Origin of the sequence: Halomonas sp. NCCP-2165, from assembly GCF_023708045.1 — a bacterium.
Classification (GTDB): domain Bacteria; phylum Pseudomonadota; class Gammaproteobacteria; order Pseudomonadales; family Halomonadaceae; genus Bisbaumannia; species Bisbaumannia pacifica.
In genome coordinates this window covers 24222-41420 of sequence record NZ_BRCY01000021.1, presented here as the reverse complement: position 1 = coordinate 41420, position 17199 = coordinate 24222, and the positions used below count along the sequence as shown (strand labels likewise).

The 17199-nt window shown below is 67.9% G+C and carries 16 protein-coding genes; 4 read left to right on the top strand and 12 right to left on the bottom strand.

The window, feature by feature from the left end:
* Positions 1 to 74 precede the first annotated feature (74 nt).
* The 6 genes from NFU04_RS11760 to ampD form a co-directional block, all read right to left on the bottom strand.
* Positions 75 to 836, bottom strand: coding sequence for a class I SAM-dependent methyltransferase (locus tag NFU04_RS11760; RefSeq protein WP_251309615.1), 762 nt, complete (start codon positions 834 to 836; stop codon positions 75 to 77).
* Entirely contained in the window at positions 833 to 1522 is a 690-nt protein-coding gene (gene tsaB / locus NFU04_RS11755; RefSeq protein ID WP_251309614.1) for a tRNA (adenosine(37)-N6)-threonylcarbamoyltransferase complex dimerization subunit type 1 TsaB, read from the bottom strand. The genes NFU04_RS11760 and tsaB overlap by 4 nt, the downstream gene beginning before the upstream one ends.
* Before the next feature lie 141 nt (positions 1523 to 1663).
* Positions 1664 to 2320 (bottom strand): adenylate kinase, encoded by a 657-nt coding sequence (gene adk / locus NFU04_RS11750; protein WP_251309613.1) that lies wholly within the window; start codon positions 2318 to 2320, stop codon positions 1664 to 1666.
* Between the two features lie 259 nt (positions 2321 to 2579).
* Positions 2580 to 4565 (bottom strand): dihydrolipoyllysine-residue acetyltransferase, encoded by a 1986-nt coding sequence (aceF, locus tag NFU04_RS11745; protein WP_251309612.1) that lies wholly within the window; start codon positions 4563 to 4565, stop codon positions 2580 to 2582.
* A 100-nt stretch (positions 4566 to 4665) separates the two neighbouring features.
* Entirely contained in the window at positions 4666 to 7338 is a 2673-nt protein-coding gene (aceE, locus tag NFU04_RS11740; RefSeq protein ID WP_251309611.1) for a pyruvate dehydrogenase (acetyl-transferring), homodimeric type, read from the bottom strand.
* A 305-nt stretch (positions 7339 to 7643) separates the two neighbouring features.
* On the bottom strand, positions 7644 to 8204 hold the full coding sequence (ampD, locus tag NFU04_RS11735; RefSeq protein WP_251309610.1) for a 1,6-anhydro-N-acetylmuramyl-L-alanine amidase AmpD: 561 nt from the start codon (positions 8202 to 8204) through the stop codon (positions 7644 to 7646).
* A 77-nt stretch (positions 8205 to 8281) separates the two neighbouring features.
* On the opposite strand from ampD, the gene nadC reads away from it, so the two are divergent.
* The gene (gene nadC / locus NFU04_RS11730) at positions 8282 to 9139 is read left to right on the top strand and encodes a carboxylating nicotinate-nucleotide diphosphorylase (protein ID WP_251309609.1); all 858 of its coding nucleotides are present in this window, start codon (positions 8282 to 8284) and stop codon (positions 9137 to 9139) included.
* 3 nt (positions 9140 to 9142) lie between these two features.
* Entirely contained in the window at positions 9143 to 9859 is a 717-nt protein-coding gene (tsaA, locus tag NFU04_RS11725; protein ID WP_251309608.1) for a tRNA (N6-threonylcarbamoyladenosine(37)-N6)-methyltransferase TrmO, read from the top strand.
* Positions 9860 to 10103: 244 nt separating this feature from the next.
* On the opposite strand, the gene purC is transcribed toward tsaA, so the two are convergent.
* The 4 genes from purC to dapA form a co-directional block, all read right to left on the bottom strand.
* A complete protein-coding gene (gene purC / locus NFU04_RS11720) occupies positions 10104 to 10817 on the bottom strand; it encodes a phosphoribosylaminoimidazolesuccinocarboxamide synthase (RefSeq protein WP_251309607.1) in 714 nt (237 codons plus the stop codon).
* A gap of 61 nt (positions 10818 to 10878) precedes the next feature.
* On the bottom strand, positions 10879 to 11673 hold the full coding sequence (locus NFU04_RS11715; protein WP_251309606.1) for an MBL fold metallo-hydrolase: 795 nt from the start codon (positions 11671 to 11673) through the stop codon (positions 10879 to 10881).
* Positions 11673 to 12614 carry a lipoprotein, NlpB gene (locus NFU04_RS11710; protein WP_251309605.1) on the bottom strand — a complete coding sequence of 314 codons (942 nt, stop codon included), beginning with the start codon at positions 12612 to 12614 and terminating at the stop codon, positions 11673 to 11675. Before NFU04_RS11710 ends, NFU04_RS11715 begins: the two co-directional genes overlap by 1 nt.
* A 38-nt stretch (positions 12615 to 12652) precedes the next feature.
* A complete protein-coding gene (dapA, locus tag NFU04_RS11705) occupies positions 12653 to 13537 on the bottom strand; it encodes a 4-hydroxy-tetrahydrodipicolinate synthase (protein ID WP_251309604.1) in 885 nt (294 codons plus the stop codon).
* 222 nt (positions 13538 to 13759) lie between these two features.
* Between dapA and NFU04_RS11700 the strand changes: the two genes are divergently transcribed.
* Positions 13760 to 14230 (top strand): peroxiredoxin, encoded by a 471-nt coding sequence (locus NFU04_RS11700; RefSeq protein ID WP_251309603.1) that lies wholly within the window; start codon positions 13760 to 13762, stop codon positions 14228 to 14230.
* Here NFU04_RS11700 and NFU04_RS11695 read toward each other — a convergent pair.
* Both NFU04_RS11695 and NFU04_RS11690 read right to left on the bottom strand, forming a co-directional pair.
* Positions 14227 to 15327 carry an AI-2E family transporter gene (locus NFU04_RS11695; protein ID WP_251309602.1) on the bottom strand — a complete coding sequence of 367 codons (1101 nt, stop codon included), beginning with the start codon at positions 15325 to 15327 and terminating at the stop codon, positions 14227 to 14229. The genes NFU04_RS11700 and NFU04_RS11695 overlap by 4 nt on opposite strands.
* A complete protein-coding gene (locus tag NFU04_RS11690) occupies positions 15324 to 15575 on the bottom strand; it encodes a sulfurtransferase TusA family protein (RefSeq protein ID WP_146803942.1) in 252 nt (83 codons plus the stop codon). The genes NFU04_RS11695 and NFU04_RS11690 overlap by 4 nt, the downstream gene beginning before the upstream one ends.
* A gap of 179 nt (positions 15576 to 15754) precedes the next feature.
* On the opposite strand from NFU04_RS11690, the gene NFU04_RS11685 reads away from it, so the two are divergent.
* Positions 15755 to 17197: a M48 family metalloprotease gene (locus tag NFU04_RS11685; RefSeq protein WP_251309601.1), complete on the top strand. Its 1443-nt coding sequence runs from the start codon at positions 15755 to 15757 to the stop codon at positions 17195 to 17197.
* Positions 17198 to 17199: the final 2 nt, after the last annotated feature.

Genomic DNA, 17199 nt, shown 5'->3' with positions numbered 1-17199 from the left:
GGACTCCCACACTAGCTCGCCGGAGCTGGCCGAGGCCGGCGAGGATAACGATGGGCCGGAAGCGAGTTAACGAATCAGGGTTTTAGGGCCCGACGGACGTATAGATCATAGCGGCTGGTCTTGCCTTCCAGCACATGCTGGGGAGCGGGGCCGGCGATGGGCGGCGCCTTGCGCGGTCGCTTCACCACCACCCGATGGGTGGCCGTCTCCAGGGCCGCCTCCAGCAGCCGCGGCGCGTCGGCGTCGTCGCCGGCGAGCTCGCGGAACAGCCGCATCTCCTTCTTGACCAGCGCCGACTTGTCGCGGTGAGGAAACATCGGGTCCAGGTGAATCACCTGGGGCGGGAAATCCGTGGCCGCCAGGGTGGCGGGCAGTTCGCGGCCGGCATCGGCCCAGGCCAGGCGCATCCGCGCGACGATCTCGCCCACCTCCGGATCGCCGGCGGCCCGGGCCAGGCCGTCCTCGAGCAGGGCGGCGATGGCCGCCACCCGCTCGACCAGCAACACCGGGGCCCCCAGGCTCGCCAGCACGAAGGCGTCGCGGCCGAGCCCCGCGGTGGCATCGACGATATGCGGGGTCACCCCCTTGCCGAGGCCACAGGCCTTGGCCACCAGCTGGCCCCGGCCGCCGCCGAATTGGCGACGATGGGCGACCTTGCCGGCCAGGAAGTCCACCGCCAGCGGCTTGCCATAGACCCGAGGATCGCCGGCCAGCACCAGCCAACCCGCCTCCCGGCGCAGCACCAGGGTCGCCCGTTCGCCCTGGGGCAGGCCCAGCCGCTCGGCCAGGGCGGCATCGGCCACCGCCAGGCTCGGCGGCGCCTCGTCCGGGCTCATCGGCTCTTCTTCCAGGCCACCTGGTCACGCAGATAGACCGGCTGCACCCGATGCGGCGCCGCGCCTTCACCGGCGGCGAAGGCCTCGGCGGCCAGGCGCACCATGGCCTCGGCGCCGGGCTCCTCGTCCACCAGGCACTGCCCCACCCCGGCCTGCAGGGTGGCCGGCATGGCATCCCATAGCGCCCAGCCGGAGCCCACGCCGACCCAGTCGCGCTCCTCCTGCCCCAGCGGTAGGGCCAGCCGCTCCGGCGGCAGCACCGCCTCCTCGCCGATCAGGGTGACTCGCCCCGCCTCGCAGTGGTAGGCCGCCGCATAGACCTCGCCCATGCGCGCGTCCAGGGCCGGCAGCACATGGCGCAGATGCAGGCGCCGATGGGCGGCCAGGGCCAGGGCCGCCAGGGTCGAGACCCCCAGCAGCGGCCGCTCCAGGCCATAGGCCAGGCCCTGGGCGGCGCCGGCGGCGATCCGCAACCCGGTGAAGGAACCGGGCCCCCGACCATAGGCCAGGGCGTCCAGGGCGCTCAGCGGCAGCCCCGCCTCGGCGAGCAGTTCCCGGGCCATGGGCAGCAGCCGACGGGTGTGTTCGCGGGGCGCCACCACGAAGCGGGCGGTCACCTCGCCGTCATGCCAGAGGGCGGCGGAACAGGCGCTCGAGGAGGCATCCAGGGCCAGCAGGGTCGACATAGGGCGGTCACGGGTGGTGAAGGGTGGAGGCGGCATTATACGCCGCCCTACCCATGGGGAAAACGACACGGGAAAACGACACGGGCCCGCCATTGGCGGGCCCGTGAATACTGCGCGGAGGCGGTTTGCTCAGCCTCCCAGTTAGCCCTCCAGGGCCTCGATCACCTGACGGGTGATCTCGTCGACGCTGCCCACGCCTTCGACCCGATGGTAGGCCGGGGCGGCGGCGGCGTCCTGCTGGGCCCACTGCTGGTAGTAGTCGACCAGGGGCGCGGTCTGATCGTGGTAGACCGCCAGGCGGTTGCGCACCGTGGCCTCCTGATCGTCGTCACGCTGGATCAGCGCCTCGCCGGTGACGTCGTCCTTGCCGGCCTCCTTGGGCGGATTGTACGCCACGTGGTAGACGCGGCCGGAGCCCGGGTGCACGCGGCGACCCGCCAGGCGCTTGACGATCTCCTCGTCCTCGACGGCGATCTCCAGCACATGGTCGATCTTCACCGCCGCGTCCTTCATGGCCTCGGCCTGGGGAATGGTGCGCGGGAAGCCATCGAACAGGAAGCCGTTCTCGCAGTCGGGCTGAGCGATACGCTCCTTGACCAGGGCGATGATGATCTCATCGGAGACCAGGCCACCGCTGGTCATGATCTCCTTGACCTTGAGACCCAGCTCACTGCCTTCCTTGACCGCGGCGCGCAGCATGTCTCCGGTGGAGATCTGGGGAATCTTGAAGCGCTCGCAGATGAACTGAGCCTGGGTTCCCTTGCCGGCCCCGGGGGCACCCAACAGGATAAGACGCATCGATCATGCTCCTTGAGACGAGTTGAGAAAGTTTTTCGAAAAATTGGAATTGGCAGACGATACCCGGGCGACGACGGCGACACAAGCCGGCAAGCCGTCGCACCCCCTCGCCATAAAAACATTTTTTGCTTTAACGACAAGGTATTGTACGGCATTTAGCACTTTGGTCTGGACGCCGCTGCATCGTCCATGTCGCTTTTGCATGACAAAAACGCCGACGGCGCCCAGCGGGCGCCGTCGGCGGGACTCGCGTCCGGCCTCAGAGCAGCAGGCGACGGATATCCGTCAGCAGCTGACCGAGGAAGGCGGTGAAGCGTGCCGCATCGGCGCCATTGACCGCCCGGTGGTCGTAGGAGAGCGACAGCGGCATCATCAGCCGCGGCGCGAACTCGCTACCATTCCACACCGGCTTCATCTGCGCCTTGGAGACGCCGAGGATGGCGACCTCCGGGGCGTTGACGATGGGCGTGAAGGCGGTGCCGCCGATGGAGCCCAGGCTGGAGATGGTGAAGCAACCACCGGTCATCTCCTCGCGCTTGAGCTTCTTCGACTGGGCCTTGCCGGCCAGCTCCACGGTCTCCTTGGCCAGCTCGATCAGCGACTTCTTGTCGGCGTCGCGGACCACCGGCACCATCAGGCCGTCCGGGGTGTCCACGGCGATGCCGATATGCACGTACTTCTTATGCACCACGGTCTCGCCGTCGCTCTTCAGGCTGACGTTGAACTGCGGGAACTTCTGCAGCGCGAAGGCACAGGCCTTGATCAGGAAGGGCAGCGGCGTGAGCTTGGCCCCCTGGGCCTCCGCCTCGGCCTTCATGGACTTGCGGAAGGCCTCCAGCTCGGTGATGTCCGCCTCGTCGAACTGGGTGACGTGGGGCACGTTGAGCCAGCTACGATGCAGGTTGGTGGCGCCCATCTTCATCAGGCGACCCATCGGCTTCTCTTCGATCTCGCCGAACTGGCTGAAGTCCTGATCGGGAATCGGCGGGATGCCGGCACCAGCAGCGGCGGGGGCCGCGGCCTGACCCTTGCCCTGGTTGGCGATGACCTGCTTGACGTAGCCGTGCAGGTCCTCCTTGACGATCCGCCCCTTGGGCCCGCTGGGGGTCACCTGGGTGAGATCGACGCCCAGCTCGCGGGCCAGCATGCGCACCGCCGGACCGGCGTGCACGCGCTTGCCATCACGGGCCTGGCCGGTAGCGGGCTGGCCGGCCGCGGGGACCGCGGGCTTGGCCGCCTGAGGCGCCGCCTTGGCGGGCTCGGCAGCGGCTTGCGGGGCCGGCTTGGCCGGTTCGGCGGCGGGGGCGCCGGCGGTCTCGATGATACCGATCAGATCGCCTTCGCTGAGGGTATCACCTTCCTTCACCGACAGCTCGACGAGCTTGCCCTTGTAGGGGCTCGGCACGTCCATGGAGGCCTTGTCGGACTCCAGGGTGACCAGGGCATCTTCCTCGTCCACCTCGTCGCCCACGGCCACGGCGATCTCGATCACCGGCACGTCGCTGGAGCCGGAGAGGTCGGGCACCCGGATCTCCTTGCGCTGGGGCTCGCCGCTGGCGGCCGGCTCGGCGGGCGCCGAGGCGCTCTCCTGGGCCGGGGCGCTCTCCTGGGCCGGGGCGGCCTGGGGCTGAGACGCCGACTCGGCGGTCTCCTCGGCACCGCCCTCGATCTCGATGGTGCCGATCAGGTCGCCCTCGGAGACGCTATCGCCGACCTTGACGGCCAGGCTGACCAGCTTGCCGCCATGGGGGCTGGGCACGTCCATGGAGGCCTTGTCGGACTCCAGGGTGATCAGGGTGTCTTCCTCGGCGATCTCCTCGCCTTCGGCCACCGCCACCTCGATGATCTCCACATCCGCGGAGCCGCCCAGGTCGGGGACCCGGATCTCCACGGTCTGCTTGCCACCGGCGGGCTTGGCCGCGGGCTGGGCTTCCTCGGCGGCCGGCGCCTCGGGGGCGGAGGCCTGGGGCTCGGCCTCGGCCGGCGCGGGCTCGGCGTCGCCACCACCCTCGGCTTCCAGCTCGAGGATATCGTCGCCCTCGGAGACGCTGTCGCCCTCCTTGACCAGGACCTTCACGACCTTGCCGCCCTTGGGGGACGGCACGTCCATGCTGGCCTTGTCGGACTCCAGGGTAATCAGGGTGTCTTCGGCCTCGATCACATCACCTTCGGACACCGCGATCTCGATGATTTCGACACCTTCGCTTCCGCCGATGTCGGGGACTTTGATGATTTCGCTACTCAAGGTCGCGCTCCTCTCGAATCTTGCGTGCCGCAGGCGCCGCCTCCCGGTCGGGGAGGCACCGGTCGTACCGGCCGGCGCCTGCTGCTAGCTGGTCAACGGCTCACACCGACAAGGGGTTGGGCTTGCTCGGATCGATGCCGTACTTCTTGATCGCTTCGCTGACCACCTTGCGGTCCAGCTCGCCCCGGTCGGCCAGCGCCTTGAGCGCGGCCACGGTAACGAAGTAGCGGTCGACCTCGAAGAAGTGACGCAGCTTCTCGCGGGTATCGGAGCGCCCGTAGCCGTCGGTACCCAGCACGGTGTAGTCGGTGGGCACCCAGGCACGCACCTGGTCGGCGAACAGCTTCATGTAATCGGTGGAAGCGATGGCCGGGCCTTCGCGACCTTCCAGACACCGGGTGACATGCGGCTTGCCGGGCTCGTCTTCCGGATGCAGGAAGGCCTGACGGTCCACTTCCAGGGCCTCGCGACGCAGCTCGTTGAAGCTGGTGACGCTCCAGATGTCGGCGCCGATGCCCCACTCCTCGGCGAGCATCTCGGCGGCGGCCTCGACCTCGCGGAGGATGGTGCCGGAGCCCAGCAGCTGAACGCGACCCTTCTTGCCTTCGGTCTCGCGCAGCAGGTACATGCCCTTGATGATGTCCTCGGCCGGGAGGGTCTCCAGCTCCGGATGCTCGTAGTTCTCGTTCATCACCGACAGGTAGTAGAAGCAGTTCTCCTTGTCGGCGAACATGCGCTTCAGGCCGTCCTGGACGATCACCGCCACCTCGTGGGCATAGGTGGGGTCGTAGCTGCGGCAGTTGGGGATGGTGGAGGCCAGGATATGACCGTGACCATCCTGGTGCTGCAGGCCCTCGCCGTTGAGGGTGGTACGACCGGCGGTGCCGCCGACCAGGAAACCGCGGGCCTGGAGGTCACCGGCGGCCCAGGCCAGGTCGCCGATACGCTGGAAGCCGAACATCGAGTAGTAGACGTAGAACGGCAGCAGCGTCAGGTTGTTGTTCGAGTAGGAGGTGGCGGCGGCGATCCAGGCGGACATGGCGCCGGCCTCGGAGATGCCCTCCTCGAGGATCTGGCCCTTCTTGTCCTCCCGGTAGAACATGATCTGGCCCTTGTCCACCGGCTCGTACTTCTGCCCCTCGGAGGTGTAGATACCGAGCTGACGGAACATGCCCTCCATGCCGAAGGTGCGTGCCTCGTCGGGGATGATCGGCACCACCTGCTTGCCGATCTTCTTGTCCTTCACCAGGCCGTTGAGGACCCGCACGAAGGCCATGGTGGTGGAGACTTCACGGCCCTTGGAGCCGCCGGTCTGGGAGGCGAAGGTCTTGTCCTCCAGGGACGGGATCTCCAGCGCCTGGAAGTCGCTGCGGCGCTGGGGCAGGTAACCGCCCAGCCGCTCGCGCTGCAGGTGCATGTACTTCATTTCCGGGGAGTCGTCCGCCGGCTTGTAGTACGGCACGTCCTTGAGCTGCTCGTCGGAGATGGGGATGCCGAAGCGGTCGCGGAAGCGCTTGAGGGCCTCGTACTCCATGCTCTTGAGCTGGTGGGACTCGTTGGCCGCCTCGCCGTCGTCGGCACCCATGCCGTAGCCCTTGACGGTGTGCGCCAGGATCACGGTGGGACGCCCGTTGGCGTTGTTGACCGCCTCATGGTAGGCCGCATAGACCTTGTAGGGGTCGTGACCGCCGCGGTTGAGGCGCCAGATGTCCTCGTCGGACATGTCCTTGACCAGTTCCGCGGTCTCCGGGTACTTGCCGAAGAAGTGCTCGCGGGTATAGGCACCGCCATTGGCCTTGTAGTTCTGGTAGTCGCCGTCGACCGCCTCGTCCATGCGCTTCTGCAGCATGCCCTTCTTGTCCTGTTCGAAGAGCGGATCCCAGAAGCGGCCCCAGACGACCTTCTGGACGTTCCAGCCGGCACCGCGGAAGACGCCTTCCAGCTCGTCCATGATCCGCGAGTTGCCGCGCACCGGGCCGTCGAGACGCTGCAGGTTGCAGTTGATCACGAAGATCAGGTTGTCGAGCTTCTCGCGGCTGGCCAGGTGGATGGCCCCCAGGGATTCCGGTTCGTCGCACTCGCCGTCGCCCATGAAGCACCAGATCTTGCGATCGTGCATGTCCTTCATTTCGCGGGAATGCAGGTACTTCATGACGTGGGCCTGGTAGATGGCCTGAATCGGCCCCAGCCCCATGGACACGGTGGGGAACTGCCAGAAGTCCGGCATCAGCCAGGGGTGCGGATAGGAGGAGAGGCCATCGCCATCCACTTCCTGACGGAACTTGTCCATCTGCGCCTCGGAGAGACGCCCCTCCAGGAAGGCACGCGCATAGATGCCCGGCGCCACATGGCCCTGGATATAGACCAGGTCGCCCTCGAAGTCACCATTGGGGGCGCGGAAGAAGTGGTTGAAGCCCACATCATAGAGGGTGGCCGCCGACATGAAGCTGGCGATATGGCCGCCCACGCCCGGGTTGGCGCGGTTGTTGCGGATCACCTGGGCGATGGCGTTGTAGCGGATCAAAGAGCGAATACGCCGCTCCATGAACAGATCGCCGGGCATGCGTGCCTCGCGGTGCACCGGGATGCTGTTGCGGTGGGGGGTCGTCACCGAGAAGGGGACCTGCATACCGTCGCGACGCAGGCGGTCGGCCAGGTTGCTCAGCAGGAACTGGGCGCGATCCTCGCCCTCACGATCCAGTACGGACTCCAGGGATTCCAACCATTCCTGGGTTTCGACCGGATCAAGATCTTCTCTTGCCTCCAGACTCATAGACGTCTCTCCAAATGAAGATTTTTTGTCAGTCTGCCCTCACCCGGGGGTCGAGGGGCGTGTGGCGCTCTTCAGTGCGGGCGCGGCCTTCTGGTGGGCCGCATCTCCGGAAAAGGTAGGCTGTAGGTTTTTTACAGACCGGCGTCAATGACGCATGAATTCCGGCATGAAGATACCGCAAACGCTGGCTTCTGCCAATGACAACGAACATGGAAATTTTTTCCACATACGTCATTGCACTGCAACACAAGGCGTTGCGCGCCCCCCAGGCAGCCTAGACCAAGGCGCCATACCATGTAGTCAGGCTACACGATTCCCTCGCTCAAGCAGCGCCGCAGGTAGGCCCAATCGAAGGCGGGTCCCGGGTCGGTCTTGCGCAGCGGCGCGATCCGCGCATGGCTGGTGAAGCGTCGCGGGGTGATCTCGGGATAGGCCCGGCAGAGGGCCGCCAGGGCCCGAGCCAGGGTGCGATACTGGGCCTCCCGGTAGGGGGAGACCTCGTCTCCTTCCAGCTCGATGCCCACCGAGAAGTCGTTGAGCTCACCCCGCCAACGGCGGCCATCGAACCAGCGCGAGCGCCCGGCGTGCCAGGCGCGCCGATCGAAGGGCACGAACTGCACCGCCTCGCCATCGCGGCGAATCAACAGGTGTGCCGAGACCCGGAGGCCGGCGATCTCGGCGAAGAAGGGGTGAGCCTCGGGGTCCAGGGTATTGGTGAAGAGGCGCTCGATATGCTCGCCGCCGAACTCCCCCGGCGGCAGGCTAATGGAGTGCAGGACCACCGCCGAGACCTCCCCCGCCGGCCGCGCATTATGGTTGGACGAGGCCACCCGCCGCGCCGATTGCCACCAGCCCTGCTCGATCATCTCGCCTCCCCCGTCCTCGATTCCCTATAATGGCGGCCAGTATGGCATATCCCCCCACCAGCCCGGAGCCAGGCCCCATGCATTATCATCACGCCCTCGCCGAAGAGATCCGCGACGCCGCCGCCCGGCTGCTGGCGGAGGACGTCGGCCCCGGCGATATCACCGCCGAGCTGATCCCCGCCCAGCAGTGGGCCAAGGCCCGGGTACTGACCCGGGAGGCCTGCGTGCTGTGCGGCGTGGCCTGGGTCGACGAGGTCTTCCGCCGCCTGGACGCCCGGGTTCGCCTGACCTGGCACGCCGCCGACGGCGACCGCCTGGCGGCGGACAGCGTCTTCCTGGAGCTGGAGGGCCCGGCCCGCACCCTGCTCACCGGCGAGCGGGCGGCGCTCAACCTGCTGCAGACCCTCTCCGCCACCGCCACCCGCACCCGCCACTATGTGGACCTGATCGAGGACACCGGCGTGCGCCTGCTGGATACCCGCAAGACCCTGCCGGGCCTGCGCCTGGCTCAGAAATACGCGGTCACCTGCGGCGGTGGCCACAACCATCGCATCGGCCTCTATGATGCCTTCCTGATCAAGGAAAACCATATCGCCGCCTGCGGCGGGATCGCCGCGGCGGTGAAGGAGGCCCGGGATATCGCCAGCGACCTGCCGGTGGAGGTGGAGGTGGAAACCTTCGACGAGCTGGATCAGGCCCTGACGGCGGGCGCCGATATCATCATGCTCGACAACTTCGACCTGGGGGAGCTGCGCGAGGCGGTGACTCGCACCGCCGGCCGCGCCACCCTGGAGGCGTCGGGCAATGTCGACGACACCACCCTGCGCGCCATCGCCGAGACAGGCGTCGACTGTATCTCCAGCGGCGCCCTGACCAAGGGCGTGGAGGCCATCGACCTGTCGATGCGCCTGACCGAGACCTGGGAGGCCCGCTAGGGTATGGCCAGCTCGCCGGCGAGCGAGTCCTTTGCCCTGGAGGCGATCGGCCGCATCGAGAGCGACTACCCGGACAAGTTCGGCATCCCCCGCCAGCCGGGCCTGGCCCCGGCGGCGCGGGCCGAGCTGGTCCTCGAGGGCGCCTATGCCGACCCGCTGGCGGTGCGCGGCCTGGATGCCTTCAGCCACCTCTGGCTGACCTTCGTCTTCCACCAGAGCCCGCCGCGCTGGACGCCCCTGGTACGCCCGCCGCGCCTGGGGGGTAACGCCAAGGTGGGGGTCTTCGCCAGCCGCAGTACCCATCGCCCCAACCGCCTGGGGCTCTCCCTGGTGGAGCTCACCGGCATCGAGACCCGGGATGGGGTGCGCCTGCGCCTGGCCGGCTGCGACCTGGTCAGCGGCACCCCGGTGCTGGATATCAAGCCCTACCTGCCCTGGGCCGAGGCCCGCCCCGAGGCCCGCGCCGGCTTCGCCCCCGAGCCGCCGCCCCGGGTCGCCGTCGGCTTCGAGGCGGCGGCCCGGGCGGCCCTGGCCCGCCGCCCGGACGGCGACGAGTTGAGCGCGCTGATATGCCAGGTGCTGGCCCAGGACCCGCGCCCCGCCTACCATCGCGACAAGGCCGACGCCGAGCGCCTCTATGGCGTGCGCCTGCGGGATGTGGACGTGCGCTTTCGCGCCGCGGGGGACGGCTTGCGGGTGGTGGAGATCGTCCCCGCCTAAGACGACAACGCCCTCGCCACGGATTATGCACAGTGGCCCGGGGCGACCCTGGGGACAGGACTCGCCAAGACGCCGTAAATCCCTCCATGGAAGCTCGACTTTATCGTCCATGATAAAGACGCTTTGCTCTGCCCTGCCCCCAGCGCCCCTTAGCCACTCCCGCGGTGCTGATCATAGGGGCGGCGTAGCATAGATACGACAACGCCCTCACAAGGAGGGCGTTATCTCGAGTGCGGCGCTGGGATCAGCTAAATTCTACGCCGATCCGGCGACCCACCTCCTCGTAGGCCTCGATCACCCCGCCCAGGCCCTGGCGGAAGCGGTCCTTGTCGAGCTTCTCGCGGGTCTCGGCGTCCCACAGCCGGCAGCCGTCCGGGGAGAACTCGTCGCCCAGCACTATCTCGCCGTGGAAGAGGCCAAACTCCAGCTTGTAGTCGACCAGCAGCATGCCGCCGTCGGCGAACAGCTGCTTGAGCACCGCATTGACCTTGAAGGTCAGCGCCTTCATCTCGGCCAGTTGCTCGGGGGTCGCCCAGCCGAAGGTCTCGGCCAGGGACTCGTTGATCATGGGATCGCCCTTCTCGTCGTTCTTGAGGAACAGCTCGAAGGTGGGCGGCGTCAGGGCCTGGCCCTCGTCCACGCCCAGGCGCTTGACCAGGCTGCCGGCGGCGATATTGCGCACCACGCACTCCACCGGAATCATCTCCAGCTTCTTGACCACGCACTCGGTATCGGAGAGCAGGGTCTCGAAGTGGGTGGGGATGCCCGCCGCCTGGAGCTTCTCCATGATAAAGGCATTGAAGCGGTTATTGACCATGCCCTTGCGCTCCAGGGCCTCCTTCTTCTTGCCGTCGAAGGCGCTGGTATCGTCGCGGAAGGTGAGTACCAGGCGGTCCGGGTCGTCGGTGAGATAAACCGACTTGGCCTTGCCGGCATAGAGTTCTTGACGCTTTTCCATGGGGATCTCCGAAGAGGAACGCGGATAAATGCTGACCGGCATCGGCAGCGGTGATTAAGGGTCAGGCGATGGTTTGCCAGCCCAGGCCCTCGTCCTGGGCGGCCACCATCAGCCGGCGGTCGTCGCCGTCGAGCAGCGGCACCAGGGCCTCCAGGGCCAGCTCGGGACGGTTGTTATGCTCCGAGAGGTGAGAGCAGATGATGCGCTGCAGGCGATCCAGTCCCAGCCCCTGGAGCAGCCGGGCCGCCTGCACATTGGCCAGGTGCCCCCAGTCGCCGCCGACGCGGCGCTTGAGCCTCGGCGGATAGGGCCCCTCGGCGAGCAGCCGGCGATCGTGATTGCACTCCAGGATCAGCGCATCGCAGCCACGAAAGGCCTCCACCACATGGGCGCTGGGGTGGCCCAGGTCGGTAAGCACCCCGAGCCGGCGACCGGCGCCCGAGAGGCAGAATTGTACCGGTTCTCGGGCGTCATGGGGTACGGTCACCGGCTCGATTTCCAGCCCCTTGATCGCGAAACGGGCCTGGGGGGTGATCCAGTGGTGCCGCGGCACCCGGCCGAGGCGACCGGCGCGCCAGGTCCCCGGGGTCAGGTAGACCGGGATATCGTGACGCCGGGCCAGGGGACCGACGCCGCCGATATGATCGCCGTGTTCATGGGTCACCAGGATGGCATCCAGTTGCCCGGGATGCAGTCCCAGGGCGGCCAGGCGCCGTTCGGCCTCGCGCATGGTGAAACCGCAATCGATCAGCAGCCGCGTCTCGCCGTCGCTGACCAGGGTGGCATTGCCCTTGCTGCCGCTGCCCAGGGAGGCGAAGCTCAGGCGCCCCGCCTCGGGGAGGCTCGCCTCGGCCATCAACGCAGCAGGCGGGCGAGGCGCTCCAGCAGCTCGCGCTGATCCGCGCCCTCGAGGCCCTCGGCGACGCGGACACGGCTCTGCCCGCCGCCCTCGGCCTCGACCCGCAGGCGCGCCGCGCGGGGTTCGGGATCGTCGCGCCAGATCGCCAGGGTGGCCAGCATGCCCTCCCCCTGGCCGCGCAGGCGCTGCGGCAAATAGGCCACCCGGAACTCGCGAGCCGTGGCGTCACGCTCCAGCAGACGCTGGAAATCGGCGTCATCGAAGTCACTGGCCAGCTGATAGTCGAGCTCGTTCCAGACTCGCTCGGCGTCCGCCGGCACGCGCAGTGCCCAGCCGTCGCCCAGCGGTTCCACCGCCAGGCCGGACGCGCCCCCGGCGCGACGCGCCAGGGCCGCGGCACTGGCGCTTTGCCCCTGCTGCTCGAAATAGCCTCCCAGGGCATTCAGGCAGGCGACGTGGCTGCGCCCGGCGGCCTCGCAGCGCACCTCGCTGGCGTCGCCACTCAGGGCACGCCGCACGCTGAGGCGCCCCTGGGGAGTCTCGATCGTGCCCTGGCCGGCATCGCGAGCGGTGACGACCAGGCCCTGGCGCTCGACGAAGGTCTCCAGCATCGGCCACACCGCGGTGGGGGACGCGGCCACCTGCAGCCAGCGCTCCTCGCCCCGCTGCCGGGATTCGACGAAATGCTCGGGGCCGCGATCCAGCGCCCCGCCCGCCACCGGCCGGGGAGCGTCTTCCAGCGAGGCGGCGATGCGCCCCTGGGGTACCGGCATCACGCCGGCGTCACCACCGACGCCGCCCGGCAGGCGTAGCGGCTCGACGACCTCCGCCTCGCCATAGTCGAGGTTGCGATCATGGTAGTAGCCGTCGCGGGCGCAACCGGCGGTCGCCAGGGCCAGGGCCATGACCAGCGGGGTCCATTTCAGCGCAGGGTTCATGCATCCACCTTGAGTTGTGTGGCCGGTGTCGTGCGGCCTCAGGATTCGATCAGGCCCGCCAGTTGCAGGGCCTCGCTCACCGTGGAGTGGTACTTCTCGGAGAGCCAGGTCAGGGGCAGGCGAATGCCCGCCTCGGCCAGCCCCATGCGGTGCAGGGCCCACTTGACCGGAATCGGGTTGGACTCGACCCCCAGCACGGTATGCAGCGGCATCAGCCGAGTATTGATCTGGTGGGCCCGCTCGGCATCGCCGGCCATGGCGGTCACGCAGAGGTCGTGCATGGCGCGGGGCGCCACATTGGCGGTCACCGAGATATCGCCATGCCCGCCCATCAGCATGTAGTCGCAGGCGGTGCCGTCGTCGCCGGAATAGAGCATGAAGCCACTGCCCTTGAGGCGATCGATCAGCTCCTGGGCCCGCTCCAGGTTGCCGGTGGCATCCTTGAGACCGACGATATTCTCCACCTCGGCCAGGCGCAGCACCGTCTCATTGTAGAGATCGGAGCAGGTGCGCCCGGGCACGTTGTAGAGGATCACCGGCAGCTTGCTGCCCTCGGCCACCGCCTTGAAGTGGCGGTAGAGGCCTTCCTGGGTCGGCTTGTTGTAGTAGGGACAGACCGACAGGCAGTAGTCGGCCCCCACCTCGCCGGCATAACGGGCCAGCTCCACCGCCTCGGAGGTGGCATTGGCGCCGGTCCCGGCGATCACCGGAATACGGCCATTGACCTCTTCCACCACGGTGCGAATCACATCGAAGTGCTCGGCGAAGGACATGGTGGTGGGCTCACCGGTGGTGCCGGCGGCGACGATGCCATCGGTGCCATTCTCCAGGTGGAAATTGACCAGGCGGCGCAGCGCTTCCCAGTCGATTTCGCCATCCACCTTCATGGGCGTCGCCAGGGCGACGATACTGCCTGTGATCATGATCTTTCCTCTTAACTCGACAACCGCCTGGCACCTGGCCGCGACTCGGCGGCACGACCCGACATGGCGCAGGGCGCCCAATAGGCCTAGATGGTACTCAGGCGACGAAAGTCTGTACAGAACCCGAGGGGGCGCCGGCGCGGGATTGGCCCTTTACAGGGCCGGCCGCCTTGCGTGTAATCGGACCTTGTACATGGATTTCACCGACCCAGGAGCCCCATCATGAGCGTCAGCATCGGCCAGCCCGTTCCCGACTTCACCGCCCAGGCCACCGGCGATACCACCGTCAACCTCGCCGCATTGAAGGGCCAGCGGGTGGTGATCTACTTCTACCCCAAGGCCAGCACCCCGGGCTGTACCACCGAGGGCGGCGACTTCCGCGACCGCAAGGCCGACTTCGAGGCCGCCGATACCGTGATTCTCGGCGTTTCCCGGGACGGCATCCGCGCCCAGGAGAACTTCAAGGCCAAGCAGGGCTTCAACTTCGAACTGATCTCCGACAAGGACGAAACGCTCTGCCGTCTGTTCGATGTCATCAAGCTCAAGAAGCTCTATGGCAAGGAGCACCTGGGGATAGAGCGCAGCACCTTCCTGATCGACGCCGAGGGCAAGCTGGCCCGGGAGTGGCGCAAGGTGAAGGTCGCCGGTCATGCCCAGGAGGTGCTGGAAGCGGCCCAGGAACTCGCCGGCTAGGCGCTCTCCTCCCGACTCATCGACTGGCTCTCGAGGCGCTCCTGGATCCCCCGCGGCCAGGCATAGACCAGCGCCTTGAGCAGGGTGGCCAGGGGGATCGCGAAGAAGATCCCCCAGAATCCCCAGATGCCGCCGAAGAACAGCACCGCCACGATGATCGATACCGGGTGCAGGTTGACCGCCTCGGAAAACAGCACCGGCACCAGCACATTGCCGTCCAGGGCCTGGATGACGCCATAGGCCAGCACCACATAGAGGAACTGGTCGCTCAGCCCGAAATGGAACCCCGCCACCGCCGCCACCGGCAGGGTGGCCACGGCGGCACCGATATAGGGCACCAACACCGAGAAGCCCACCAGCACCCCCAGCAGCGCCGAATAGGGCAGCCCGAAGAAGGCGAAGGTCAGGAAGGCCACGCTGCCGACGATCATGATCTCGATGAACTTGCCGCGCACATAGTTGGCGATCTGGGCATCCATCTCCTGCCAGATGCGCGTCATCAGGTCGCGGCGGCGCGGCAGCATCAACAGCAGAAAGCCCACCAGCCCGTCGCGGTCCTTGAGCATGAAGAAGACCAGGATCGGCACCAGCACCAGGTAGATGATCAGATCGAGCAGGTTGCCCAGGGAGGCCAGCGACAGGCTCAGGGCCCGCTGTCCCACCTGGGTCAGCTCGCGCCCGGCCATGGCGATCCACTCCTGCACCTGGTCCGGGGTCACCAGGGTGGGATAGCGCATCTGCAGCTCATCCAGCCACTGCTGGCTGCTGGCGAACATCCGCGGTATCTCCTGGAGCAGGGTCACCAGCTGATTCCAGATCAGCGGCATCAGGACCAGGGCCATGGCCAGCAGCAGGCCGACGAAGCCCAGGAACACCAGGATCACCGCCAGCGGATGGGGCAGGCGACGACGCTCCAGCCAGTTCACCGCCCCCTGCAACAGGAAGGCGATCACCAGGGCGGTAAAGAAAGGCGCCAGCATCTTGCCGAACCAGACCACCGCGGCGACGCCGAGCACCAGCACCACCAGCAGGATCACCGCCTCCTCGTCGGAGAAGTAGTGCTCGACCCAGCCCTTGAAGACGGACTTCAGGGTCATGAGCCGGCCTCGCCGTCGGCCTTGCGCAGCCAGTAGTGGTAGACGCCGTCACGCTCCTCGCGGGCCTCCAGGGTGTGGCCACTATGCGCCACGAAGGTCTCGAAGTCGGCCCAGGAGCCGGCATCGGTGGCCCTCACCTCCAGTAGTTGACCGGGTGCCAGCCGCGAGAGCGCCTGCTTGGCCTTGAGCAGCGGCAAGGGGCACGGCAGACCGCAGGCATCGAGAAGGTCATCGGGTTGCAGCGCCATGGGATCTCCCGGAATATGAAGTCAAAGCAAGCAGGGACAGGGCCCCTGCCGGGCTATCGGAATTCGCTTTACGGCTCGCCAAGACACACGGCCGCCCCAGGGATTTAAAGGCACTTTGCCCAATGAATCAATGTCAGAACAAGGCCCCTGCCTCCTTCACTCGCCGTTCGGGACCCGTCATGCTGCGCACCCTTGCCCCCCTGCTTCTCGCCGCCCCCCTGCTGCTGGGAAGTCCCGCCTCTCCCGCCCAGGCCGACGACGGCGGCCTGCCCAGCCTGGGCGGCAGCCATGCCAGCCTCACGTTGTCCGACGAGCATCAACTGGGACGCGCCTGGCTGCGCCAGTTCCGGGCCCGGGCACCGCTCTTGGACGATCCCCATGCCCGGGACTATGTGGAGCGGCAGATCGCCCGCCTGCTGCCCCATAGCGAGCTGCCCGATGCCCGCACCCTGGTGGTACTGGTGGATAGTCACCAGCTCAACGCCTTCGCCGTGCCCGGCGGCGTGGTGGGAGTGAATGCCGGCCTCTTCGCCTTCGCCGAGGATGGCGACGCCTTCGCCTCGGTGATCGCCCATGAGCTGGGCCACCTCTCCCAGCGCCACCATGCGCGACGCATGGAGCGGGCCGAACAGACCCAGGTGCCGGCCATGGCCGCCTTCCTGGCCGGCATGCTGATCGCCGCCAGCGGTGGCGGCGACGCCGGCATGGGCGTGGCCATGGGCTCCCAGGCGGCCTTTATCCAGGACCAGCTCGCCTACTCCCGGCGCTTCGAACAGGAGGCCGACCGTATCGGCCTGCAGGCCATGGCCCGGGCGGGCATCGATCCCCAGGCCATGGTGCGCATGCTGCGCGCCATGCATCAGTTGATCAGCCTCCAGGGCGGCATGCCGCCGGAGTTCCTGCTTACCCACCCCCTGACCGAATCCCGTCTCGGCGACGTGGCGGCACGCGCCGAGCGGCTGACGATGGCCCCCGGCCACGACGCGGGCCCCCTCTACGCCATGATCCGCGCCCGGGCCCTGCTGGCCATACATCGCCACGAGCCGCGCCGCGCCCTGACCCGCCTGGAGGGCGCCGATGCCCAGGCACACCGCTACCTCGAGGCGCTGATCGCCGCCGAGGAGGGGCGCACCGACGCCGCCCTGGCCACGCTGGACAGCCTGGCCCGGGAGCTGCCCGACCTGGCCCTGCTGCCGGCCAGCGCCGCCGAGGTCGCCTTCGGCGCGGGTCGCACCGAGGAGGCCCTGGAGCGCAGCCGGCGACTGCTGCGTCTGATGCCCGACTACCTGCCGGCGCAACGCCTGCGGGCCGAGGCCCTGCTGCAGCAGGACGCGGACCAGGCCTACCACCTCCTGCGCCGCCTCACCGAGGAGCACGCCGAGGACCCGCAGCTTTTCACCCTGCTCGCCGAGGCCGCCGGACGCAGCGGCCGAGAGGCCTGGGGCCACCTGGCCCGCGCCGAGCACCTGCAGCTCAGCGGCGAGATCGACCGCGCCATTCGCCAGTTGGAGATCGCCGAGCGAGTCGCCGAGGGCACCGGCGACCCCAGCGTCGGCGCGCGCATCGCCCAGCGCCGCGAGGACTTTCTCGACTACCGGGAAACCCTGGAGACGTTTCAGTAAAG